The sequence below is a fragment of the Spirosoma utsteinense genome (assembly GCF_014282275.1).
Classification (GTDB): Bacteria; Bacteroidota; Bacteroidia; order Cytophagales; family Spirosomataceae; genus Spirosoma; species Spirosoma utsteinense.
The window spans coordinates 162413-184528 of the sequence record NZ_VFIA01000013.1; the positions used below are offsets into that span (position 1 = coordinate 162413).

Annotated in this window: 17 protein-coding genes; 7 read left to right on the plus strand and 10 right to left on the minus strand. The window is 52.4% G+C overall.

What is annotated here, in order from left to right:
• Positions 1–39 precede the first annotated feature (39 nt).
• Complete coding sequence (locus tag FH603_RS12740) at positions 40–1530, plus strand: glutamate synthase subunit beta (RefSeq protein ID WP_186737902.1); 1491 nt, start codon at positions 40–42, stop codon at positions 1528–1530.
• A 95-nt stretch (positions 1531–1625) separates the two neighbouring features.
• Here FH603_RS12740 and FH603_RS12745 read toward each other — a convergent pair whose 3' ends face one another.
• The 4 genes from FH603_RS12745 to FH603_RS28565 are packed head-to-tail and all read right to left on the minus strand — an operon-like array spanning position 1626 to position 3792.
• Positions 1626–2078: a RidA family protein gene (locus FH603_RS12745; RefSeq protein WP_186737903.1), complete on the minus strand. Its 453-nt coding sequence runs from the start codon at positions 2076–2078 to the stop codon at positions 1626–1628.
• Between the two features lie 19 nt (positions 2079–2097).
• Positions 2098–2808 carry a DUF2461 domain-containing protein gene (locus FH603_RS12750; protein ID WP_186737904.1) on the minus strand — a complete coding sequence of 237 codons (711 nt, stop codon included), beginning with the start codon at positions 2806–2808 and terminating at the stop codon, positions 2098–2100.
• Positions 2809–2855: 47 nt separating this feature from the next.
• Positions 2856–3539: a helix-turn-helix domain-containing protein gene (locus FH603_RS12755; protein WP_342355215.1), complete on the minus strand. Its 684-nt coding sequence runs from the start codon at positions 3537–3539 to the stop codon at positions 2856–2858.
• Between the two features lie 37 nt (positions 3540–3576).
• Entirely contained in the window at positions 3577–3792 is a 216-nt protein-coding gene (locus FH603_RS28565) for a hypothetical protein (RefSeq protein ID WP_244968002.1), read from the minus strand.
• Positions 3793–4231: 439 nt separating this feature from the next.
• Between FH603_RS28565 and FH603_RS12760 the strand changes: the two genes are divergently transcribed.
• Positions 4232–4426 carry a hypothetical protein gene (locus FH603_RS12760; RefSeq protein WP_186737905.1) on the plus strand — a complete coding sequence of 65 codons (195 nt, stop codon included), beginning with the start codon at positions 4232–4234 and terminating at the stop codon, positions 4424–4426.
• A 53-nt stretch (positions 4427–4479) separates the two neighbouring features.
• Positions 4480–4662 (plus strand): hypothetical protein, encoded by a 183-nt coding sequence (locus FH603_RS12765; protein WP_186737906.1) that lies wholly within the window; start codon positions 4480–4482, stop codon positions 4660–4662.
• A 54-nt stretch (positions 4663–4716) separates the two neighbouring features.
• Here the strand turns inward: FH603_RS12765 and FH603_RS12770 are convergent, their stop codons facing one another.
• Positions 4717–5769: a spore photoproduct lyase family protein gene (locus FH603_RS12770; protein ID WP_186737907.1), complete on the minus strand. Its 1053-nt coding sequence runs from the start codon at positions 5767–5769 to the stop codon at positions 4717–4719.
• A 211-nt stretch (positions 5770–5980) separates the two neighbouring features.
• On the opposite strand from FH603_RS12770, the gene FH603_RS12775 reads away from it, so the two are divergent.
• The gene (locus FH603_RS12775) at positions 5981–6565 is read left to right on the plus strand and encodes a dioxygenase family protein (protein ID WP_186737908.1); all 585 of its coding nucleotides are present in this window, start codon (positions 5981–5983) and stop codon (positions 6563–6565) included.
• A 227-nt stretch (positions 6566–6792) separates the two neighbouring features.
• Positions 6793–8091, plus strand: coding sequence for a sensor histidine kinase (locus FH603_RS12780; RefSeq protein WP_186737909.1), 1299 nt, complete (start codon positions 6793–6795; stop codon positions 8089–8091).
• A 103-nt stretch (positions 8092–8194) separates the two neighbouring features.
• On the opposite strand, the gene FH603_RS12785 is transcribed toward FH603_RS12780, so the two are convergent.
• The 3 genes from FH603_RS12785 to FH603_RS12795 all read right to left on the minus strand — a co-directional run bounded on the left by FH603_RS12785 (position 8195) and on the right by FH603_RS12795 (position 14028).
• Complete coding sequence (locus FH603_RS12785) at positions 8195–11386, minus strand: efflux RND transporter permease subunit (protein WP_186737910.1); 3192 nt, start codon at positions 11384–11386, stop codon at positions 8195–8197.
• A gap of 92 nt (positions 11387–11478) precedes the next feature.
• Positions 11479–12594, minus strand: coding sequence for an efflux RND transporter periplasmic adaptor subunit (locus tag FH603_RS12790; protein ID WP_186737911.1), 1116 nt, complete (start codon positions 12592–12594; stop codon positions 11479–11481).
• A 93-nt stretch (positions 12595–12687) separates the two neighbouring features.
• Positions 12688–14028: a TolC family protein gene (locus tag FH603_RS12795; protein ID WP_186737912.1), complete on the minus strand. Its 1341-nt coding sequence runs from the start codon at positions 14026–14028 to the stop codon at positions 12688–12690.
• A gap of 197 nt (positions 14029–14225) precedes the next feature.
• On the opposite strand from FH603_RS12795, the gene FH603_RS12800 reads away from it, so the two are divergent.
• Complete coding sequence (locus FH603_RS12800; RefSeq protein ID WP_186737913.1) at positions 14226–15953, plus strand: glutamine--tRNA ligase/YqeY domain fusion protein; 1728 nt, start codon at positions 14226–14228, stop codon at positions 15951–15953.
• Positions 15954–16061: 108 nt separating this feature from the next.
• Here the strand turns inward: FH603_RS12800 and FH603_RS12805 are convergent, their stop codons facing one another.
• Both FH603_RS12805 and FH603_RS12810 read right to left on the minus strand, forming a co-directional pair.
• Entirely contained in the window at positions 16062–17477 is a 1416-nt protein-coding gene (locus tag FH603_RS12805; RefSeq protein ID WP_186737914.1) for a SusD/RagB family nutrient-binding outer membrane lipoprotein, read from the minus strand.
• Between the two features lie 25 nt (positions 17478–17502).
• On the minus strand, positions 17503–20622 hold the full coding sequence (locus FH603_RS12810) for a SusC/RagA family TonB-linked outer membrane protein (RefSeq protein ID WP_186737915.1): 3120 nt from the start codon (positions 20620–20622) through the stop codon (positions 17503–17505).
• 369 nt (positions 20623–20991) lie between these two features.
• Between FH603_RS12810 and FH603_RS12815 the strand changes: the two genes are divergently transcribed.
• Positions 20992–21492, plus strand: a complete 501-nt coding sequence (locus tag FH603_RS12815) for a DUF4385 domain-containing protein (RefSeq protein WP_186737916.1) — start codon at positions 20992–20994, stop codon at positions 21490–21492.
• The last annotated feature ends 624 nt before the right edge of the window (positions 21493–22116 follow it).

Consider the following 22116-nt stretch of genomic DNA (forward strand, 5'->3'; position numbering starts at 1 on the left):
TCACGTAAACGGCACTTACTATTTAGCATACCGTCACCAATGGGAAAACCTACCGGATTTTTAGAGTTTACGCGTGAGTTGCCTAAAAAGCGAGACCCGCAGCAGCGCATTCACGACTACAAAGAAATTGAAGTGCCTTTTTCGGAGCAGGATTCGCAACGGCAGGCGGCACGCTGCATGGACTGCGGCACGCCATTCTGCCACAGTGGTTGCCCCCTGGGTAATATTATCCCGGAGTTTAACGACGCAGTCTATGAGCAGAACTGGGCCTACGCCTACGAGATTCTGGCCACGACTAATAACTTCCCCGAATTTACGGGTCGTATCTGCCCTGCCCCCTGCGAATCGTCGTGTGTGCTGGGTATCAACAAACCACCCGTTGCCATCGAGTTCATCGAAAAATCGATTGCCGAGGTAGCCTTTGAGAAAGGATACGTAAAAGCCACCCCGCCGAAAGTCCGGACAGGCAAGCAGGTAGCCGTCGTCGGTTCCGGTCCGGCCGGACTGGCCGCTGCCGCTCAGCTCAACAAAGCGGGCCATACCGTAACCGTTTTCGAACGGGCCGATCAGATTGGCGGCCTGCTGCGCTACGGCATCCCCGATTTCAAGCTCGAAAAATGGACCATCGACCGGCGGCTGGCGGTTATGGAAGCCGAAGGAATTCTGTTTAAAACCAGCGTTAATGTCGGCGTTGATGTGAAAGCCGCTGATTTGATGGAACAGTTCGACCTGGTAATGCTTACCGGCGGTTCGACCGTTCCACGCGATCTGCCTATTCCCGGCCGTGACCTGAAAGGCGTTTACCCAGCTATGGAATTCCTGAGCCAGCAAAACAAACGCAATGCCAGTCTGCCTGTGCAGGTCGATCATCAGGGCGCACCCTATGGCGATGGTGAGTTATGGGCAACGGGCAAGAACGTCGTTGTCATTGGCGGGGGCGACACGGGTTCCGACTGTGTGGGTACGTCTAACCGGCACGGAGCGGCCAGCGTGACGCAAATCGAGCTGATGCCTATGCCACCCAAAGAACGGGCGGCTAACACGCCCTGGCCTAACTGGCCTATGATGCTCCGTACCAGCACCTCCCACGAAGAAGGGTGCGAGCGCCAGTGGTCTATCAACACGAAAGCCTTTATTGGTGATGAACATGGAAACCTGAAAGCACTCCGTCTGGTTGACCTGACGTGGCAGAATGAAGGTGGCCGGATGCAGATGGTCGAGTTACCCGGTTCGGAGCGCGATGTTCCCTGCGAACTGGCCTTGCTGGCAGCCGGCTTTCTCCATCCCCAGCATAACGGATTATTGGACGACCTCGGTCTGGAGTATGACGAGCGGGGCAACGTGAAAACGACAAAATACCAGACAACAGCCAATCCAAAAGTATTTGCCGCCGGCGATATGCGTCGGGGACAGTCGCTGGTTGTCTGGGCTATCTCCGAAGGACGCGAAGCGGCACGGGCTGCCGACTGCTACCTGATGGGCGAAACCAGACTGGAAGCCAAAGCGGTATCTATGATCGAAGCCGTTTAACCTGGGCTTCCCTCCCTAAAGCAGTTTCCTCTACACAACAGAAAAGCCCGACCTGGATCGGGCTTTTCTGTCGTGTAGCCAGTTACGACAGTCCGTTATTTCACGGCTACTACTTCTACTTCGATAAGCATGTCATCGCGGATGATCTTTTCGATACTTTTTACTTCCTGAACACCGGGCGCTACCTGCCCAAAAAAACTAGTACCGATAGTGGAAGCTAGTTGGGATGACGACTGGTTCACCTGCCCGGGAACGCCCTTCAGATGATAGGTAACCTGTTTGACATTACGCATGGTCATACCCACCCGCTCCAGGGCAGCTACGAGATTCTGAAACACCTGCTGCGTTTGCGCCGACAGGTCACCAACCCCAACAAGTTCGCCATTGGCATTGTAAGGCCGCTGTCCACTAATGTACACCTGCTTGCCCGAAACCCCGGTTTCAACTTTATAGGTGTACCCTAACCCTAACTGAGGAGAAGGTGTTGTCTGGGCCTGAGCAACTGCTGTGACCAACAGGCCGGCCAGAAAAATAACATAGGCTTTCATAGCACGTAAAGGGGTTGAATTATAGGGTGATCGGTTCTTCTTTCTCCTCAAAGAACAGGTAGTTCAGTAGATCACAGTAGGGTTTGAGAAGCTGGCACCCGCGTACAAGTTCGTTGGCAAAATTCGGTTTAAGGACCTCTTTATCCGTATACCGATGGATGAAAAAAAGTTCTTTCCGGCGAAGCAAATCAATTTCGGGGTGATCGGCCGCGTACCCTTTCGGGCTTGTCTTCATTACCTCGCCCGACACCTCCGGAAAATACGCCCGAAAAGCATCGGCTTCGATAATGTCTTTTAACTCACCAACGTTGTAATCGACTTCCTGACGAAACTTGGCCAGATTGGCCGGCGTCGGCTGCCACATGCCAGCCCCCAAAAACGATTGATTGCCGGGTTGAATCTGAACGTAATAGTCAATCCGTCCGGAATGACGACCACCGGGTCCAATCGCAAAAGCCAGATTGGATTTATACGGGGCTTTATCTTTCGAAAAACGAATATCCCGATTAATACGAAAGATACAATCCTTGACAGCGGTATTCGCCAGCGGCTCGAAAGCGCTCATCTCCAGCAGTACCCGCTCCACTACCCCGCACAATTCGGCTTTAGCAGCATCATACCGACTCCGGTTGGCGTGGAACCACTCCCGGTGGTTGTTATTGACCAGGTCGGCCATGAAATCAAGCGTATGCCGGGTGAAGGCCGCTTTTGAAGCAGATTGTGTTGTCATCACTAACCAAAGATAAGCAAACGGCCGGAAGGTACACGCTTTGCCGCTTAGCTTACCACAAAAAGTTGGCGTTTAAACTGACGGGGACACATCCGCTCGACCGACCGGAAAGCACTGCTGAAATGAGTCAGGCTGTTGAAGCCCGATTCATAACAGGCGTCGGTAATACTTTTGGCGGGATTACTCAGGATGATTTTGGCCCGCCCGATCCGTTCGGTCAGGATGAACTGCGCGGGAGAAACGCCTAGTTCACTTTTGAAAAGCCGGAAGAAATGAGATTTTGACAGACAGGCCTTATCGCTGAGTTCTTCTATCGACAGGGAACGGGTTACGTTCTCACGGATATAAGCGACAATGTAAGCCAGCCTGTTCGTGTTGACATGCTGATGGGTAGTGGTCAGCAAATCGGACCGCACCTGGATCTGCGACAGGCGCACGATGAGTTCTTTGAGGGTATTTTTGATAAAGAACGATTTGAACGGGTTGTTCTCACGAAAGAGCCGCGTCAGCTTATCGATCAGCGAACTGATTTCGGGATCGTTTTGCAGTCGGTAGCTGTCGGTATTCAGCCGCCACTGATCGGTTGTTTCAACGCGGTCTACCTGCTCGTTCAGTTCCGAAACGGTTTGCCGGATGAACTCATCGGAAATAGTCAGTGCCAGACAGCGGGTTGGTGCATCGATGGTAGCATCAGGAAAATCGACGTGAATCCGTTTGCTGGATTGCATCACCAGCGACTCGCCGGGGTGGTAATCGAAGGGCAGTTGATTATCCAGATAAACGACTTTTTTTTCCGCTCAACATACTGGTCATCACGGGCGTATCGAATTGTAACTCGATCCGACTGGCCGCCTGAAACGTTTCGTACAAATGCAGTTCGGCCAGGTCATGGCTCAGTGTTAGTTTATTCTCGACAAGTTTGCTGATTGGATTACCCCATATACCAACGGCTTCTTTGCTAAAACCTTCACGTATCTTCTTCATAATGTACGCTGAATTGACCTTTACTAGTATCTGCTTATATAACAACTCTGCAACTAGACAATTTCAGTAAAAATTAAGAAGAAATTAACAAAACGAACTAAATTATATCTACTACAGAGGGAGAGTACTCCGTTTATACGTTGGTTTCTGTCGCCTTAAATCAAAAATTACGCTTGTCGCAGCCGGTTCCCCGACTGTATGCCGGACCAGTTCCTCACTCGCAATCCCAATCGGCGTGCCTGTCCGGATTCAAGGTGGCCTAATCCGAGCCGCAGGAAGTGGCTGATCCAGTGCCAATTCACACAGGGCCATTCAAAAATACCTGACCAAAACGCTCGCCAACCATCGATGAGCGCTTTTTTGTGCAAACATCAGTTTACTTGCTCTAGTTATTTGGCAGAACAAACACTTAATCACCAACCAATCGTTGGTCTACGTTATGCCAGACAAGACATTAGAGAAAGTGGAAAAAGAGTATGAGGGTCAGCGTATCACTGGCAACGAGGATAATGGTACCCAGCACGGCCAGAAAGGGAATGGCCGCAGTTCGACCTCCCACAAAAGCAGCAAAAAAGGATCACACAGCGCTGGTGGGTCAACGGGGGGCAGCAAAGGCGGCAGTCACACGAACTAGCAGGTCAATCTGGTTAGCCGGAGTTATCATTTACTCTAAAACCAATCAAGGCTATGAATTTTTCCATCAAGTATTATTCGCCCCAAACGGGCGGTGGCAACAGTCACATCAATCAGAAAGAAGAAGGCAAAGCCGGCAAAAGCGGCAGCAAACAGCGTTCGACTAAGAAGACTACCGAAAAACCGGCAAATGACAGGGCCGATAATTCGAAGAAAAACGCAAACAGTGTCGATTAACCGATATCAGCGATGGGTGATAGCCTGTGCGTATCACCCATCGCTGATATCGGTTTAAAAAATATACCGGATACCACACCACGGAATTTCTTCGCTGACCATCCGGCTGAATACGTCGATCATTTTGCCCTTAAGCTGATGATCATACCGGATATTCCAACCCCCAAACTGGCTAACCTTACTTTCCTGCAGAGACGGCACCCAAAGCAGTTCTTCAGCTTTCGGATTTATGGCAAGGTTTGCCTGGTGCTGTACCTGGTTGTGGGTCAGAAAAATCACCTCACACTGTAGTTGAGCTTTCACCTCAGGGCGCAGTGCCGTATCCAGTTGCCGAAATAGAGCGCGGTAATCGTCACGCCATGCTTTGGGGTCGCCATCGGGGCCACTGTACACGATAACAGGCGAAAAATTCACGTGTACGTCATAGCCTGCTTCGTAGAAGTCATTGATGGCGGCAATACGCGTTTCTATGCTGTCGGTGCGGACGTCGACCAATTTGCTGACATGGGCCGGCATCAGGCTGAACCGGATGCGGACCTTGCGCTGCGGGTCGAAATCGAGCATAGCCCGATTCACGAACTTGGTGGCAAAGGTGGCCTTGGCACGGGGGTGGTCGCGGTAGAACTCAAACACTTGACGAACACCATCAGACAGGCCGTAATCGACCGATATATCGGAATTACAGCCGATGTCATACGTCCAGTAGGAAGCATCGGTTTGGTTGGCAGGCTTGGGCCACGGCAGCGCCAGTACGTGTTTATCCACCGTATTCATAATATCCTCGACGTTGGTAAACAGCGTGATCGGATTTACTTTCTTATGCCGGTCGACATAGCAGTAGGCACAGCCGCCGAAACAGCCGTTGGCGAGGCTCGGAGCGATATAGTCTGAACTACGTCCGCTCCATTTGATCTCTTTTGTCTTGAGCTTTCCCAGTACCAGCACATCGGACTTTACCTTGTAATGGTTCATTCCGAGTTCAGGTAATCGGTTATGCTGCGTTACTTCGAGGGTTTCAGCATCGGGGTAGCTGGCCAATACAGATTCACCCCGTTCGTTGAGCGAATCGGCCGTATACAGAATAAGGCTGGGCTTGAAATCAGGCATGAAAAGATAGTTGAGTAGGGTATTAAATAAACATGAATACCCCTTTATTAGTTCGCTAAGATAAAAGGATAACGTACTGCAAATCAATACATTATCTGCTAAATATTAGCTCCCCACAAACTATATAGTAAAGCTGGTCAGCGGTAGACGATCAGGCACAAAAAACGAGCAGGTTTTATGCCTAACTTCGTCAGAAAAGATCAAACGCTTCATGGAAACGACCCGACGCCGGCTTCTCGCTTTGCTGGCCACCTTGCCCCTGCTTAGCTTTTTCTCGGCCAGTCGCCGGTCACCCAGATCATTGCTACCCACACCACCCTGCGACGACCACGATGAACCCACACCACCGCTGGAAGAAGGCCCTTTTTTCTCGCCCCGATCGCCGGAACGTTCCAACCTCCTGGAGCAGTCGATGGCCGGAACGGTAGTCGTACTGAGCGGCCGTGTGCTGAACACGAAGTGTCAACCCGTTGCGAACGTACTGCTCGACTGGTGGCAGGCTGATGCGGAGGGCCACTACGACAACCGGGGATTTCGCCTGCGCGGTCACCAATACACCGACAAGCGCGGATATTTTCAGATGGAAACCGTTATGCCGGGGCTGTATCCGGGCCGCACCCGCCATTTTCATGTGAAGCTACAAGCTCCCGGACAACCGGTACTGACGACACAACTTTTCTTCCCGGACGAACCCCAGAACCAGCGCGACCGCATCTTCAAGGCCGCTTTGGTCATGAACATGCGGCACAAAGGCGACAGGGACCTGGCAACGTACACATTTGTAGTCAACGCCTGATCGATGGGTAATGGATTGGAAATGGCTAAAGCTAAATGCTGTCGAACCCCATCAATAGTCTTCTTCGGAGAGCCCCTTTCGCTACTTTTTTCGTTGACTAAAAGCCATTTATCCCGTAAAACTGTTCTCTTAGTACCTACTATACTCAGCATCCCCACAATCTATCCATACAGTCTGTTGGCTTTCGGCCTATTTGACTGCACCTGGAACCCTTATTTCCGCTACTTATGTCATCTATTCCTTCTGACACACCGCCACCCCTGGCAGAGTTGGTTTCTTATTTGTTTTCCCGTCGGGAAGCCATCCTCAACAACTGGCGTACAGCCTGCGAACAGGACGCCAATCTGGGCAAGATCTCCTCGCTGAGCCGCGAAGAATTCAATAACCTGCTGCCTATCGTACTGGATATTCTGGAGCAGCGCCTGCTCAACCAGCAGCCCGAAGCCGACATGGGTATCACAGCCAGTTCACATGGCCTTCACCGCTGGAAAAAAGCACTTCGCCTATCCGATACACTTCAGGAACTGCACCATTTGTCCCAAACGCTGTATGCAGAACTGGAATCTTACCTGAAGCTTGTCCCCACAACCGACCTTCGCGTCCTTTTGCTGGCTCAGCGAGAGATTGCTCAGCTGATGGGAGAAGCCATGCACGGCAGTGTGCATAAATACGATGAACTCCAGCAACTCGAAGCCGCCAACCGGGCCTCGGCACTGCAACTGGCCATTGACCAGATGACACAGATATCCCGCCAGCGAGGTAGCCTCCTGCGCACTTCTTCCCATGATCTGCGCAGCAGTTTCGGCATTGTGAACAGTGCCGCTTACCTGCTCAAAACGGAGGGACTGAGCGAGCAGGAGCGGGAGCAGTATCTGGACATGCTGAACCGGAACCTGAATAATATTCAGTCGATGCTGAGCAACCTGATGGACTTGTCAAGGCTGGAAGCAGGCGAGGAAGTTGTAAGCATTGAGGCCGTTGACGCGGGCCAGTTGCTGACGGAACTGGTAGAAGGAGCTCAGTCTATTGCCAGTGAGCGTGGGCTCAAGCTCCTGCTGGACGGCCCGGACGCGCTGGTTGTAGAAACCGATAAAGTGAAACTACAGCGTATTATTCAGAACCTGATGGTCAATGCGCTGAAATATACGCCTACGGGCTTTATATCCGTTTCCTGGTCTCAGGAAGGAGATGCCCGCTGGACGGTGAGTGTACAGGATTCGGGGCCTGGTTTATCCAGCGAGTTAACCAAACTACTGGTACAGCAGTTGAAACCGACGGTCGATGGTACCAGCGCCCTCGGTCCCGAGCATGCCGAACCCGTTTCTGTTGTTCCGTCAGACGCTCATGAGATACCACCGGGGCCCGTGCTGGCGAAACAAAAAGACCCGCTTAACCAGGGTGAAGGCATCGGCTTACAGATTGTAAAACGTCTGTCTGATCTGATACACGCCAGCGTGGAAATTGAAACCGAACCTAAGCGTGGCACGCTGGTACGCGTGCGGATGCCTATCCATTGGGAGGGTTAAGCAGTCAGTATTTTCCGGTTAGCCCCTAAAAAAACCGACCAACACCATCACGTACGGTAATGGTGTTGGTCGGTTTTTTTAGGGGCTAACCGGTGGCAGTCCGCTATTTATCAACCATTTGTGGTTGTTCTACCGGCTTTTGTTCCTTTTTGCCATTCTCTCTCAGCTTAGCCAGCCCTTTCTTGCCATACGCCAGGCGGGTAATCCCTACGTAGAGTACCGGCACCACGAAGATAGCCAGTGAGGTTGCTGCCAGCATACCCCCCAACACCGTCCGGCCAATGGTTGCCCGGGCCACCCCCCCCGCGCCGGTGGCGATGGCCAGCGGAAGTACGCCGAGAATAAAGGCCAGCGAAGTCATTAAGATCGGGCGCAGTCGCAGGCGAACCGCTTCCATCGTCGACTCCATCAAATCCTCACCCCTATCAACGCGCTCTTTGGCAAACTCCACGATCAGGATGGCGTTTTTAGCGGCCAGACCAATCAGCGTGATCAGACCGATCTGGGCATACACGTTGTTTGTGAGGTACGGGAAAATGATCAGCGCCGTAATAGCACCCAATGCACCGATTGGTACTGACAACAATACCGAAAAGGGTACCGACCAGCTTTCATACAAGGCGGCCAGGAACAGGAATACGAAGCCAATCGACAGCATGAAGATGTAAATGGAACTGCTGCCTGCATTGATCTCTTCACGGCTCAGCCCACCAAAATCATAGGAGTAGCCAGCGGGCAACACCTTGGCAGCCACTTCGCGGAGGGCGTCGTTGGCCTGACTGGTACTATATCCCGGTTTGGCACCCCCATTCAGTTCGACCGAGCGGAAGAGGTTGAAGTGCGAGATCAGCGGAGCATTTTCAATGACACTGGTTTTGATAACCGTACTGATAGGCACCAGTTGACCGGCTCCATTCCGGACATAATACTGGTTGAGAGCTTTTATATCGGCCCGGTACATGGTGTCGGCCTGGGCGACTACCCGGAATTTACGTCCGTAAATAATGAAGTCGTTGACATACTGACTACCCAGCAGCGTTTGCATCGTGGTATATACCGAACTGACGGGTATGCCCAGTTTCTTACACTTATCACGGTCTACATCGACCCGGTAGGCCGGCGATTTGGCCGTGAAGTAAGTAAAGGCACGGGAAATTTCGGGGCGTTTATTAGCCTCCGCCAGAAAATTCTGCACGACGTTATCGAACGCCCGAACATCGTCATTCGATTCGCGCTGCTGAATCTCGAAGGTGAAGCCCGACGATTGGCCCAGACCCGGAATGGCAGGCGGCTGCAACACCTGCGGGCGGGCATCGTTCAGCACCGACAGTTCCTTTTGCAGTTTAACGACCAGCGAATCGGCCTGCATATTCCGCTCCTTCCGCTCTTCCCAGGGTTTCAGCTGCATAAAGACCGTACCACTGTTCGACTTGGAAGCAAACGTAATAGCGTTAAGCCCACCCAGTGCCGCAAAGTGATTCACATAAGGCTGCTTCTTCAGAATAGCCATGATTCTCTGGAGTACCTCAAGGCTACGCGTGGTTGAGGCTGCTTCAGGAATTTCGTAGGTGATGATCAGCCGTCCCTCGTCTTCCGTCGGGATAAAGCCGGTTGGCTTGGCACGGAACATAAGCCCCGTTCCTATATACAAAACGACCAGCCCGACAATAACCAGTGGCGTAGCTTTTATAAGCCGTCTCACTCCGTTCGAATAGGCGTTCGTCACTCGCTCGAACCACTGGTTGAACTTATAGAAAAACTTGTTGAGACCGGTAGCGTTCTCGTCGATGTGCATGGGCTTAAGCAGCAGCGTACACAAGGCTGGTGTGAGCGACAAAGCCACGAACGCCGAAATCAATACCGAAACAGCAATGGTAATGGCAAACTGCTGATAAAGCCGACCGACGATGCCGGGAATGAAGCCTACCGGCACGAACACCGCAGCCAGAATCAGGGCAATGGCGATTACCGGAGCCGAAATCTCTCGCATGGCCTCTCTGGTGGCTTCCTTGGGATTCATGCCTTTGTCGAGATTGACCTGAACGGCCTCCACCACCACAATAGCATCATCGACCACGATACCGATGGCCAGCACGAACGCAAAGAGCGTCAGCGTATTGATGGTAAAACCAAGCGGCACGAACAGCGCGAACGTACCGATAATGGATACGGGTATGGCCAGCAGCGTAATCAGCGTAGCCCGCCAGCTTTGCAGAAACAGGAACACAACCAGGATAACCAGCACCAGGGCTTCCCCCAGCGTTTTGATAACCTCGCCGATAGACACCTGGATAACCGATACCGACTCGAAAGGCACCACATATTCAATGTCTTTCGGAAAGGTCTTTTTCAGGTTATCCATCGCGGCATAAACCCCTTTCGCCGTTTCCAGTGCGTTACTGCCTGGCAACTGGTATACCAGCAGATAGGATGCGCGCTTGCCGTCGACGAACGAGTTACTGGCATAGGAGAACTTACCCAGCTGAACCCGCGCAACATCTTCCAGACGGACCAGCGACCCTGTAGTCGGTTCACTGCGAACGATGATTTTCCGAAAGTCCTCCTCCTTACTGAGTCGGCTGTTGGTAAAGACCGAATACTCGAACGCCTGGGTTGCTGGTTGCGGAGAGGCCCCTACCGAGCCACCCGCCACTTGCAGGTTCTGCTCCTGGAGGGCTGCCACGACATCCTCCGGTGTTAGCCCCAACTGCGCCAGGCGGTCGGGTTTGAGCCAGATCCGCATACTGAAATCATCAGCCCGGCTGAATATATCGCCCACCCCCGGCACCCGCAGCAGCGCATCCCGGATATAGATGTTCGTGTAATTATCTAAAAACGAAACGTTGTGCGTGCCCTTGGGCGAGTACATCGCAACCAGCATAAACAGCGATGGGTTACGCTTACGTACCACAACACCAAGACGGGTTACCTCCTGCGGCAATTGTGGCTGCGCAATACCAACCCGGTTCTGAACGTCGAGGGCGGCAATGTTCACATCGGTACCTACCTTGAAGGTCACGTTCATGCTCATACGGCCGTCGTTGGTAGAGTTGGTCTGGACGTAATCCATACCGGGCGTACCATTCACCTGGGTTTCAATGGGTGTTGCCACCGTCTGTTCCACCGTCTGCGCATCGGCACCCGTATACGTACCCGTTACCTGCACCACCGGGGGCGTAATGTCGGGATACTGACTGACCGGCAAACTCAATAAAGCCAGCACGCCTAACATGACGATCACGATCGACGCGACGATGGCTGTAACTGGTCGGTTGATGAATATTTCTGCGAACATAATTTGGGGTCAGGAAAGGGACGAGCGGAAGGAGCAGGATGAAAGGAAGTAACTCTTCCCCGTTCCCGCTCGTCCCTTTCCTCCCTCTTGTCCTATTTTGACGTTACTTGTACCTTAGCTCCTTCGCGGATTTTCTGTGTGCCCTCCGTGACTACCACCTCTCCTTCCTTGAGGCCATCTTTCACGATTACTTTATCATTGATCCGGGCACCCAGCGTCACTTTTTTCTGAGTCACTTTGCTGCTGTCGCCCACCACGAACACGAAGTATTCGCTCATCTGCTCTGTTACGGCCTGATAGGGAATCAGCAACTGCTGCTGCCCGGTATTGTTCTTAACCCGAAGATTGGCGTTTATACCTACTTTCAACTCTTTGTCAGGATTAGGGAAAGCTACCCGAACGCGCAACGTTCCCGTTTGTGGGTCAACAGCGCGGTCAACGATGCGAACCGAACCGGGGTATTTGTAGGTACTGCCGTCGGGCATTACCAGTACCAGCGTTGAGTCCCGCCCTACCTGTTTCTGATTCTGCAATTTCAGAAAACGCGGAATCTCAGCCGCATCGACCTGCAGGTCAGCCGCAATCGGATTATCGGACGAAATGGTGTTGAGCGGCACAGAACCGGGAGCCACAGCGGCTCCCAGGCGTACCTGCGAAATACCGATGGTACCATCCAGCGGGGCGTAGATCGTCGTGTACTTCAGGCTCGTAGCTACCTGCCGTATGTTGGCCTGGGCCGCTTCGACCTGCATGCGTGATGCTTCGAGTGTAGCCGATGCATTGTCGACAACCTGCCGGGCAATGGCGTCCTGCTGCGCCAGTGTATTATACCGGTCAGCATCTTTCTGGGCCCGGTTAAGGTTCGCTTTCTGCACGTTCAGGTTGGCTACCGCCTGGTCGTAGCCCGCGCGGTACTGCTGGGCGTCGATGGTATATAGCTTCTGCCCTTTTCGAATCTGCTGCCCATCCTGGAAGAAAATTCCGGTGATGTTGCCTGCTACCTGCGGCTGAATCTCTACTTCGAGCAGCGCCGTTACCGTTGCCGGAAATTCATCGTAATACGTAGCACTGCCTTTCGTCGCCTTTATGGCTGACACGGCGGTGGGGGGTGGAGCCTGTTGCTGCTGGTCATCCTTCTTGTCGCCACAGGCGGTGATAAAAAAGGCCAGCAGAATCACCAATGTGGCCGGATTTATAAACTGTTTCATAATCTTCGAGAGGAGGCTGAGCGCTTGAACCCAGCACGCCAGTTCATGGTAATAGGGTATTGGACTCGGGAGCCCGACATCTTGGCAATAAAATCAAAAACGGATTTGGCCCAGAGACCGCTGTACATCCAGCTTGCTTACCAGTACCTGGTTCAGCGCGTTGAAAACGTTTAAACGGGCCGTTCTCAGATCGGCTTCGGCAATGGTAACATCCAGATACGACCGCACCCCCGAACGATATTGCAGGTTGATAACGCGGTAGACATCTTCAGCCAGCAGCTGGTTCTCGCGCAGCGCCAGGTAGTTGGCCAGGTTTCCTTTGTAGGTAGCCAGCGCCTGCGCGTACTCGGCATCGATGGAACTGGTCAAACCAGCCAGGTCCCACTGCAGGCGCTTCACCTGTAGTTCGGCAATTTTCGTTTGCTGAATCCGTCGGCCACCCTGAAAAATGGGCATCGCCACAGACAAACCGATCAGGGAGTTCGGAAAATTCTGGGTATAGAGTTGCGGAAATACGTTGTTCTGATAGAGCAGATTGTAGTTTGCATTGGCACTTACCGTTGGCAGATAGGACCACCGGTTATAACGCACGTTGGCTTCCAGCAGCCGACCCTGCGTTTGTAACAACTGATACTCGATGCGACTCGCCGGGTTGACCAGCAGCGTTGTATCCAAAGCTGCGTCGTTAACCAGCTGTAATGTATCGTAGGTCAGGTTGATGAGTTTGGTAGGCGGATACCCCATCAGTTGTTTCAATATCTGATATTTAGCCCCTACCTGATCCTGAAATTGCTTGCGCTGGGCAATGGTGTTGTTGAGCGCAATCCGGGCGCGCTGCGGGTCTGTTTTATCGACCACACCACTCTGGTACTGATTCGTGGCATCCTGCAAACTACGCTGTAGCCTGACAATGTCTTCGGCCAGAACATCGGCCTGACGCTGGGTCAGGATCACGTCGTAAAAGGCTTTACTGACATTTACCACCACCGCAATTTTTGTGTCGGTGGTTGCCTGCGAAGCCTGCACGCGGTAAGCGTCGGCCGTCTGGCTGGCCAGCAGCACATCCCGGCTGAAGAGCGTTTGACTTAAGGAGAAAGACGCGGTAGAGGTGTTTTTGGCACCCAGCGCTACCGGACGACGTTCGCCCGTTGCTGCGTCGGGGATGAGCGTGACAGGAAGTTTCAGGTAGTGCAGCACATTATATCCTGCTCCTATTTGAGGATACCAGGCCGCCAAAGCCGAGCGAACCGTACGGTCCGCTATTTCCTGATCGATCAGCGACTGTCGGATAGCCGGTTGATTATCCAGCGCATACCGGATGCAATCGGGTAACTGCGCCTGTTGTCCGAGGGTATCGGACATTTTTTGCGCAAACGCTTCACTATGAAGGCTTAGCAGTAAGCCAATAAAACAGATAAACCAATAATTTTTCATAACGTAATAACCGGACACCCCACATCTATCAGGATATAGTCAACAGTGTGTACTATCTTTAAACCACCAGCCCTTACCGTTTTGTTCGCACCGATTACAAATAATCTGAATATAACGGCGAATGCCAATGCAGCGCCGGTTTGCCAAACCCACCCAATCGCCGTAATTTCGGCCTACTTATTAGCAGCCTGAGTACCATGACTGATGTATTGAACGAATCTGAAGACTTGCACGGTGGAGCAGACGGCCACGCCGGAAGTCCCCTGAATTTTATTGAACAAGTCGTTGAAGACGATATAGCCGCCGGCAAGAACGGTGGCCGTGTTCACACCCGCTTTCCACCCGAACCCAACGGCTATCTGCACATTGGCCACGCCAAATCCATTTGCCTCAACTTTGGCCTGGCCGATAAATACGGTGGCCAAACCAACCTGCGTTTCGACGATACCAACCCGGTTACCGAAGACACTGAATATGTCGACTCTATCAAGAACGACGTGCAGTGGCTTGGTTTTAAGTGGGAGAACGAATTTTACGCTTCCGATTACTTCGTCCGGATCTATGCCTTCGCCGAAACGCTGATCCAGAAAGGACTGGCATATGTCGACGATTCCTCGTCGGAAGAAATTGCGGCTCAGAAAGGAACGCCTACGGAGCCAGGCCGTACAAACCAATACCGCGACCGGACAGTCGACGAGAACCTCGATCTGTTCCGGCGGATGCGGGCCGGTGACTATCCCGATGGTGCCAAAGTCCTGCGGGCCAAGGTCGACATGACCTCGCCCAACATGCAGCTGCGTGACCCGATCATTTACCGGATCAAACATGCCCATCACCACCGTACGGGCGACGCCTGGTGTATCTACCCGATGTACGATTTTGCCCATGGGCAGTCGGATGCCATCGAGCATATCACCCATTCGCTCTGTACGCTGGAATTTGAGGTTCACCGGCCCCTCTACGACTGGTTCATTCAGCAGCTGGAGATCTTCCCTTCCCGCCAGATCGAGTTTGCGCGGCTCAACCTGACCTATACGGTCATGAGCAAACGGAAGCTGAAACAGTTGGTAGAAGAAGGCCACGTGAACGGCTGGGACGATCCCCGTATGCCAACCATCGCCGGGTTGCGCCGACGCGGCTACACCCCCGCCAGCCTCCGCGAGTTTGCCGACCGTATCGGCATTGCGCGTCGCGAAAACCTGATCGACCTGGGTCTGCTGGAGTTCTGCATCCGTGAAGAGCTGAACAAGACCACCCACCGCGTCATGGCCGTACTGGATGAGGAACCGCTCAAACTCGTGATCTCCAACTACGAAGAAGGGCGCGAGGAAATGCTCAACATCGAGAACAATCCCGAAGAAGAAACGACGACATACCGGAAGGTCCCCTTTAGCCGCGAGGTGTATATCGAACGCGACGACTTCATGGAAAACCCGCCGAAGAAGTTCTTCCGGCTGTTTCCCGGCGGTATGGTGCGCCTGAAAGGGGCTTATATCATCAAATGCGATGACGTCGTGAAGGACGCAGCGGGCAACATCACCGAACTGCGCTGTAGCTACCTACCCGAAAGCCGCTCTGGCTCCGATACGTCGGGGATCAACGTAAAAGGCACGATCCACTGGGTATCCGTACCCCATGCGGTCGAAGCGGAAGTTCGGCTCTATGACCGGCTCTTTTCGGTCGAGAACCCGGCCGCCGACGAGCGCGACTTCAAAGAACTCATTAACCCGGCCTCCCTGAGCGTGGTACGGGCGTTTGTCGAACCCGCTCTGGTCGAAGCGGCCCGCAGTGGTGAGCAAAGTAACTTCCAGTTCATGCGTAAAGGCTACTTCGTCCTCGACGCCGACTCTACCGCCGACCGGCCCGTATTCAACCGGACCGTGACCCTGAAAGACGGCTGGGCCAAAGAACAGAAGAAAAATTAACGGAGCGCTTAGCTCGTCAACTGTGAAACCTCCCCCGGATGACCGTACTGGTCTATCCGGGGGAGGTTTCACAGTTGACGCTACCTACAATGGCAGTCAGTCAGGTTATTATTTATCCCACCAGAGCGGTTCCGACAAGGGCACTTCAGTGGGTACGTTATTGCCATTTTTGGTGGTCTCTCCGTTGGGGTAAGCCACCCGGCGGATAAACGTTGGCAAGGCCGCATTCACGGGCAGCTTAAACCCCTTGTACTGGTAATTATACCGACGGGCGTCGTTCCAGGCTTCCGGATTCAGGTAAGTGACTACGTACTTTTCTTTAAAGATCAGATCGCGCGTAAGGGCTGCTTCGCCCACGCCCACCACCGGATTTGCCAGGTAGGCATCACGCGCAGCGGCTGCTACCCCAAGCTTATCCATATTGGCCCTGATACCCGTTAGGTAAGCCGCATAGGCACGCGCTTTTTCTCCTGCCGCCAGCGCGGCTTCAGCTTCGATGAACTTCACCTCAGCATAGCTCACAATCAGTAAAGGAGACGCGTCCCCGGTGAGCGGTGAATTGAGGGAGATATAAGACTCGTCTTTCACAGTGTTGTTTCCACCCACATTACCCTGCCCGTTCACCGTTCCCTTGTAGACGTTGTTGATCGTTTTGTCGGTAATTTTCTCGACCCTCGGGTCTGCCACCCCGTAGGTCGTGCCGTTCAGCTGATTGACCAGTTGGGTAGACAGCCAGCCATCGAGCAGGTTATTCGTGTTGTTTATGGCTAGTTGCGCCCAGGGGTTCCGTTGCAGGTACGACGACATCTGGGCATCATCGGCGTTGGACTTGTAGGAATTCGACACCGCAGCGAGCACATCGGCAGGCTTGTACGCACTCGTCTTCGAAACCTTGTTGAGCATCCGTGCTTTCAGCGCATAGGCAGTTTTTATCCAGGCTGCGGTATCCCCGCTATGGATCAGATCATTGGACGCAGTTAATGTCACCCGCGAATCGGTCCTGGCCAGTTCCGTTATACCCTCGTTAAGCAGGTTGAGCGCCGTCGTGTACAGTTCTTCCTCGGTGTCGTATGTCGGGATCAGGGTTGTGCCGGTGAAAGCATCCGAGAAGGGAGCATCTCCGAACATATCGGCAATGAGCGTCAGATGGTAGGACAGCATCACGTTGGCAACGCCTACATACTGCGAAGCCCCCTGCTCCTGCGCCCTGCGTTTCATGTCATACAGATCGGCCATACCGAAATAGATAGCATCCCAGGTAGCAGTATAATCGGTTATCTGATAGGTATCGGTCGATCCGCCCGCACCGGGGCTGGCCAGGTACTGCACAAAGTACGAGGTGATGCCGCCCGCCCGCTGCGAATTATAGGCGGTCTTTTGGGTCGTCGTCGATAGCAACGAGCTCAGGGGCGGATTGGCAATCTGATTCGGGTTTTCATTGAGCTCGAAATACTCCCTGCACCCTGCCAGACAAAACAGCAGCAGGACCAGCATCAAACGCATAGGGCTACGATATATTTTCATAGTAATCTGTAAATGAATAGGTTGCTTAAAAACCAGCATTGATCGTAAACAGGAAACTCCGAACGGCGGGGTAGGTAAACCCGGTAAAGCCATCGACATTACTGCCGCTGTTAGTGGAGCTTGTTTCGGGGTCATAGCCCGTATATTTCGTCCACAAAGCCAGGTTGTTGCCCGTTACGCTAAGGCTGGCGTTTTTGATGAAAGACTTCTTCAGGAATGAGGTTGGCAGGTTATATGACAACCCAACCGACCGAAGCCGTACCCACGAGCCATCTTCGATAAAGTTTTCGGTTACGCCCCGGTGTACATTCCGGTAGAATCCATTGCCATAATCGACGCCATCCGGGCCAACGCCCTGCCCCAGCCAAACGGCTTTTGTGTTCGGAGCGCCATCGGCCAGCACGCCTTCGAACACTTTCGTGTCGTTGCGGTCTTCGGTGTACTTGGCAATCCCGAAGGCAGAGAAGAAGTTGCTCAGCTGGTTATAGCGGTCCTGTCCAACCCGGGCATCGACCAGCGCGGTCAGGGAGAAATCGCCGTATCGCAGGGTGTTTGTCATACCGCCAATCCACTTGGGCTGCGAGTTGCCTATCAGCTTCTGGCTGGTATTGATCACCGGGAAACCGTTGGTTCCAATAACGATCGGGCGGCTTTTGTCGAGTTCTACCGTTTCCTCCGCCGGGTCGGCATAATACCGTTTGTAGCTCCGTCCGTACAGGTTTCCGTAGGCATAACCGGGCACCAGTTTCATCGTCACTGTCGAGCTGGAATAGCCGAACTGGGACGCGTAGTTGATTTCGGTAAGCCCTTCCCGAATGCTCAGAATCTTGTTCCGGTTCGCCGAGAAGTTCAGGTTTACATCCCAGGTCAGCTTTCCCTGCCGGATGGGAGTACCGCGCAGAACGAGTTCGATACCCCGGTTACGCATGGCACCGGAGTTGATAGCCGCTTTCACATAACCCGTCGACGAGGTCACATCGACCTGAATGATCTGATCTTTACTGACAGAGTTGTAGTAGGTGAAGTCGAATCCCAGGCGATTTTTCAGGAAGTTCATCTCCACGCCACTTTCAAACGTATCGGTAAATTCAGGGCGCAGGTTCGGATCGCCCAGCAGGGAGCCGCGGGTGAACCCCGTAGAACCTGAGGGGAGTTGTGTATAAGGAGAATACCCCGTAATGGTTGAATAGGGAGCTGCATCCTTACCAATCTGTGCATAAGAAGCCCGAAGTTTCCCCATCGTAATGAATTGCGGCAGATTGAATTGCTGTGAGAACACGTAGCCAACACTCACGGAGGGGTAAAAGAACGAATTGTTGGGTGCCCGCAGCGACGAGGTGATATCGTTCCGCCCCGTCAGGGTCAGGAACAGGTAATCGTTGTAGTCGAGGGTTAACTCGCCGAAAATACCCATCAGGCGATAGTCCTCGGCGTTTTGAGTAAGCACTGCCGTTTTCGCATTCCGCAGATCGAAATAATTGTAGACGGCCAGTTCCCTTCCCTCTACGCCAAAGCCCCGGATACGGCGGTCGTACAAATCGTGACCAATGCGTAACGTGGCGTTGAGGTCATTGCCAAATTTTGTGTTGGCACTAGCCGCAAACGTCGATGTGATAGCCCTGAAATTGGTATTGTACTGGTATACGAACCCCAGGAGATTGTCTTCCAGTATTCGTTCGTCAGCAATCCCGGATGGACCAGGAGCCGTACGTAACCGACCTTCTGAATACGTGTCCAGCCCTGCCCGGTAGTTCAGCGTCAGCCACGAAAGGGGGGAGTAAATAAAGTTCAGGCCACCCACCAGCCGGTTAACGTTATCCCGGAACTTGTTGGTCATGGCCCCGTAAATTGGGTTGCCATTCCCGTAGGTCTTGTAGGAACCATCGGCGTTGAGGTAATCCCGAACATCATATCGGGGCGACCAGTAGCTCAGGCTTTCGTTATACCGGTCGGCATTGTACCGGTCGCCACCCGAATTGATGAAATTCAACGTGGCGTTGGTACTGAATTTGTCACTGAATTTCACGTTCGTATTTAACCGAACTGATAGCTTGTTGTAGTTCGTAAACGGGATGACCCCTTCCTGCGTCACATGCCCAATAGACGAGAGGAAGGTTATTTTCTCGTTCCCACCCGAGAAAGACAGGTTATTCTGGAATTGCCGCCCGGTATAAAACGCATCCTTGAAATGATTGTACAGCTTCTGTGGGTGCGTTGGGTCAATTTTGATGGCGTCGGCAACCGTTGGACCCCATGACGGAAAAAAGTCCTGCGGGTTGTAAATGCCAGCATACCCAATGGTGTATTTATCCTGCACTTCCGGGTATTTATTCACGTTCTCGAACCCATAGGTACCGCTGTAAGTAGCCCGAAGCGCCCCTGTCTTGCCCGACTTGGTCGTGATGACCACTACCCCGTTAGCCCCCCGTAGTCCATATAAAGCGGTGGCCGCACCGCCTTTCAGAATGTTGATGGTTTCGACATCGTCGGGGTTAATGTCGGCACCCCGGTTCGAAGCACCCCGAAACTCAGCCCCCGAATTGGCCGTACCCGTGGAGGTACTGTTGTCGAAGAGCACCCCGTCGACCACGAACAGCGGCTGGTTGTCGCGGGTAGCATCGATGGAGTTGATTCCCCGGATCAGGATTCGCGCACCCTGGCCCGGCGCACCGCCCGTGCTGGAAATGGTTACCCCGGCCACTTTTCCCTGCAATGCATTGACCACGTTGGGCTGGCGGTTCTGTACAATCTGCTCCGCGTTGACACTTTGGGTAGCATACCCCAGCGCTTTTTTATCCCGACTGATGCCCAGCGCAGTGACAACCACCTCGTTGAGTGTTTTATCATCTGTCTTCAGGGCTACGTTAATGGTCGTTCGGCTGCTAACGGCCACTTCCTGCTTTTCGTAACCAATGTAGCTAAACACCAGAACAGCGTTTTCGGGGTTGATCCGGAGGTTATACTGGCCGTTTTCGTTGGTCAGCGTTCCGATTGTCGTGCCCTTTACCGACACGTTTACGCCCGGCAACACCGACCCATCTCCAGCCGTAGTTATGGTACCGTTCACTTCGATCTGTTGCGCCATCACGAGCGACGAACAAAGAAGCAACAGCAGCGCCATGCCTGTTCGTAAGAGTCCTTTCATGTTTGAGTAGTTATTAATAATGAATTAAAAAATTAACGGACAAATGTATGGTTTACCGAATATTTCCCAAGTACACCTATAGAGCAAATATAATTTGCCTTCATACGCTACTGACCGATGGCAGATTTGCGAGACTCATAATCAGCGTATAAGCGTTCCGGTAGTCTGTTGGGGGATAATCTATTTTTTTCGCCGGTTTTCGGCTTCAGATCCCGTTTCATTCGCCGAGGTCCGTACCAGGGCCCTCGTCCCGACCCGGTTTCGGGGTTGTGTGGCCTTTCGGGCAGGGTAACCCATTCTTTTTTTGATCGTGTGAGCAGGCCACTCGTCCTCGTTTCCGGTTATACAGCAGCAGAAAACGACTACCCTATGCCAGCAACCGACCGATCGTTCAATTACGACCTCGATTACCAGACCCTCGATTTGCGCCAGCAGCCCGAACTGTATCGGGTTGGCAGGGGCGAGATGGGCGTTCTCCTCGTGCAACCCTACAAATCGGAGATACTCCCCCACTGGCGGTTCAAAACCCCCGAAATTGCCCGCGAATCGTCCGAAAAAATTTATCAGCTGTTTCTCGATTACAAGGCTAACGGGGACTTCATCGGCATGGACATGGCCCGGAAGTTTCTGCAAATGGGAATGACACGCAGTTTGCGCTACTATCATCACAAATCTGGAAAAAAGTATGTTGGTCCAGTTCCCGAAGATAAAAAGGGACAAAGTGGTGCACACGGACGGGAAACAGCGCCAGAAGAACGGGACATTGAAAAGAAAGTTTGCGCCGATATTTTCAGAAACAAATACCTTGAGGTAATGGCGGATGAGGCATATCTCCAACTCCGCGATAAATTCAAGCAAGAGTACGGCTAGATATAGTTCATTTTTACTATATATTTTCCCTACATTAGTTTACTTTTTATTTTACTGAATAGAAATGGAACTAGGGAGGAGGTGTATAGTCAATACATGTGAACGAAGTGTTAAAGCACTGGGATACTGCTCTGCCCATTATGAAAGATTCAAAAAAGGCTCAGGGTTAAAACCAGACAAACCAATAAGAAAATCTGCTGATTCTATAACAGATGAACAATTACAGGACGCGGCCAAGCGAACGAAAAGCTGGCGAGGCCTATTAAATTATTTAGAGTTTTCAACAATGTCTGGTGCTAGAAAAGCAATTCAAAATCGTGTTAAAAAGCTTGGCGTAGACATTTCACACTTTCCCGTTCAGAATCCCCGTGTTAAGTGCCTGATAGAAGGATGTACAGAATTAAATCACAGCAAGGGTTATTGTTCACGTCATTATGGATTTCTGAAGAGAAATGGTGACCCATTGAAAACAATCGTAACTGGCAAAAAACGATACGATTCCTCTGGCTATATTAGACTTGTTGTGATGGTGACTATGAGCTAGTTAACTAAATAGAAGTTCCATAAACCCGCGCAGATTCCTATCGCTGATTCGTACAATGTGACCTTGTGGGTTCGTAAACG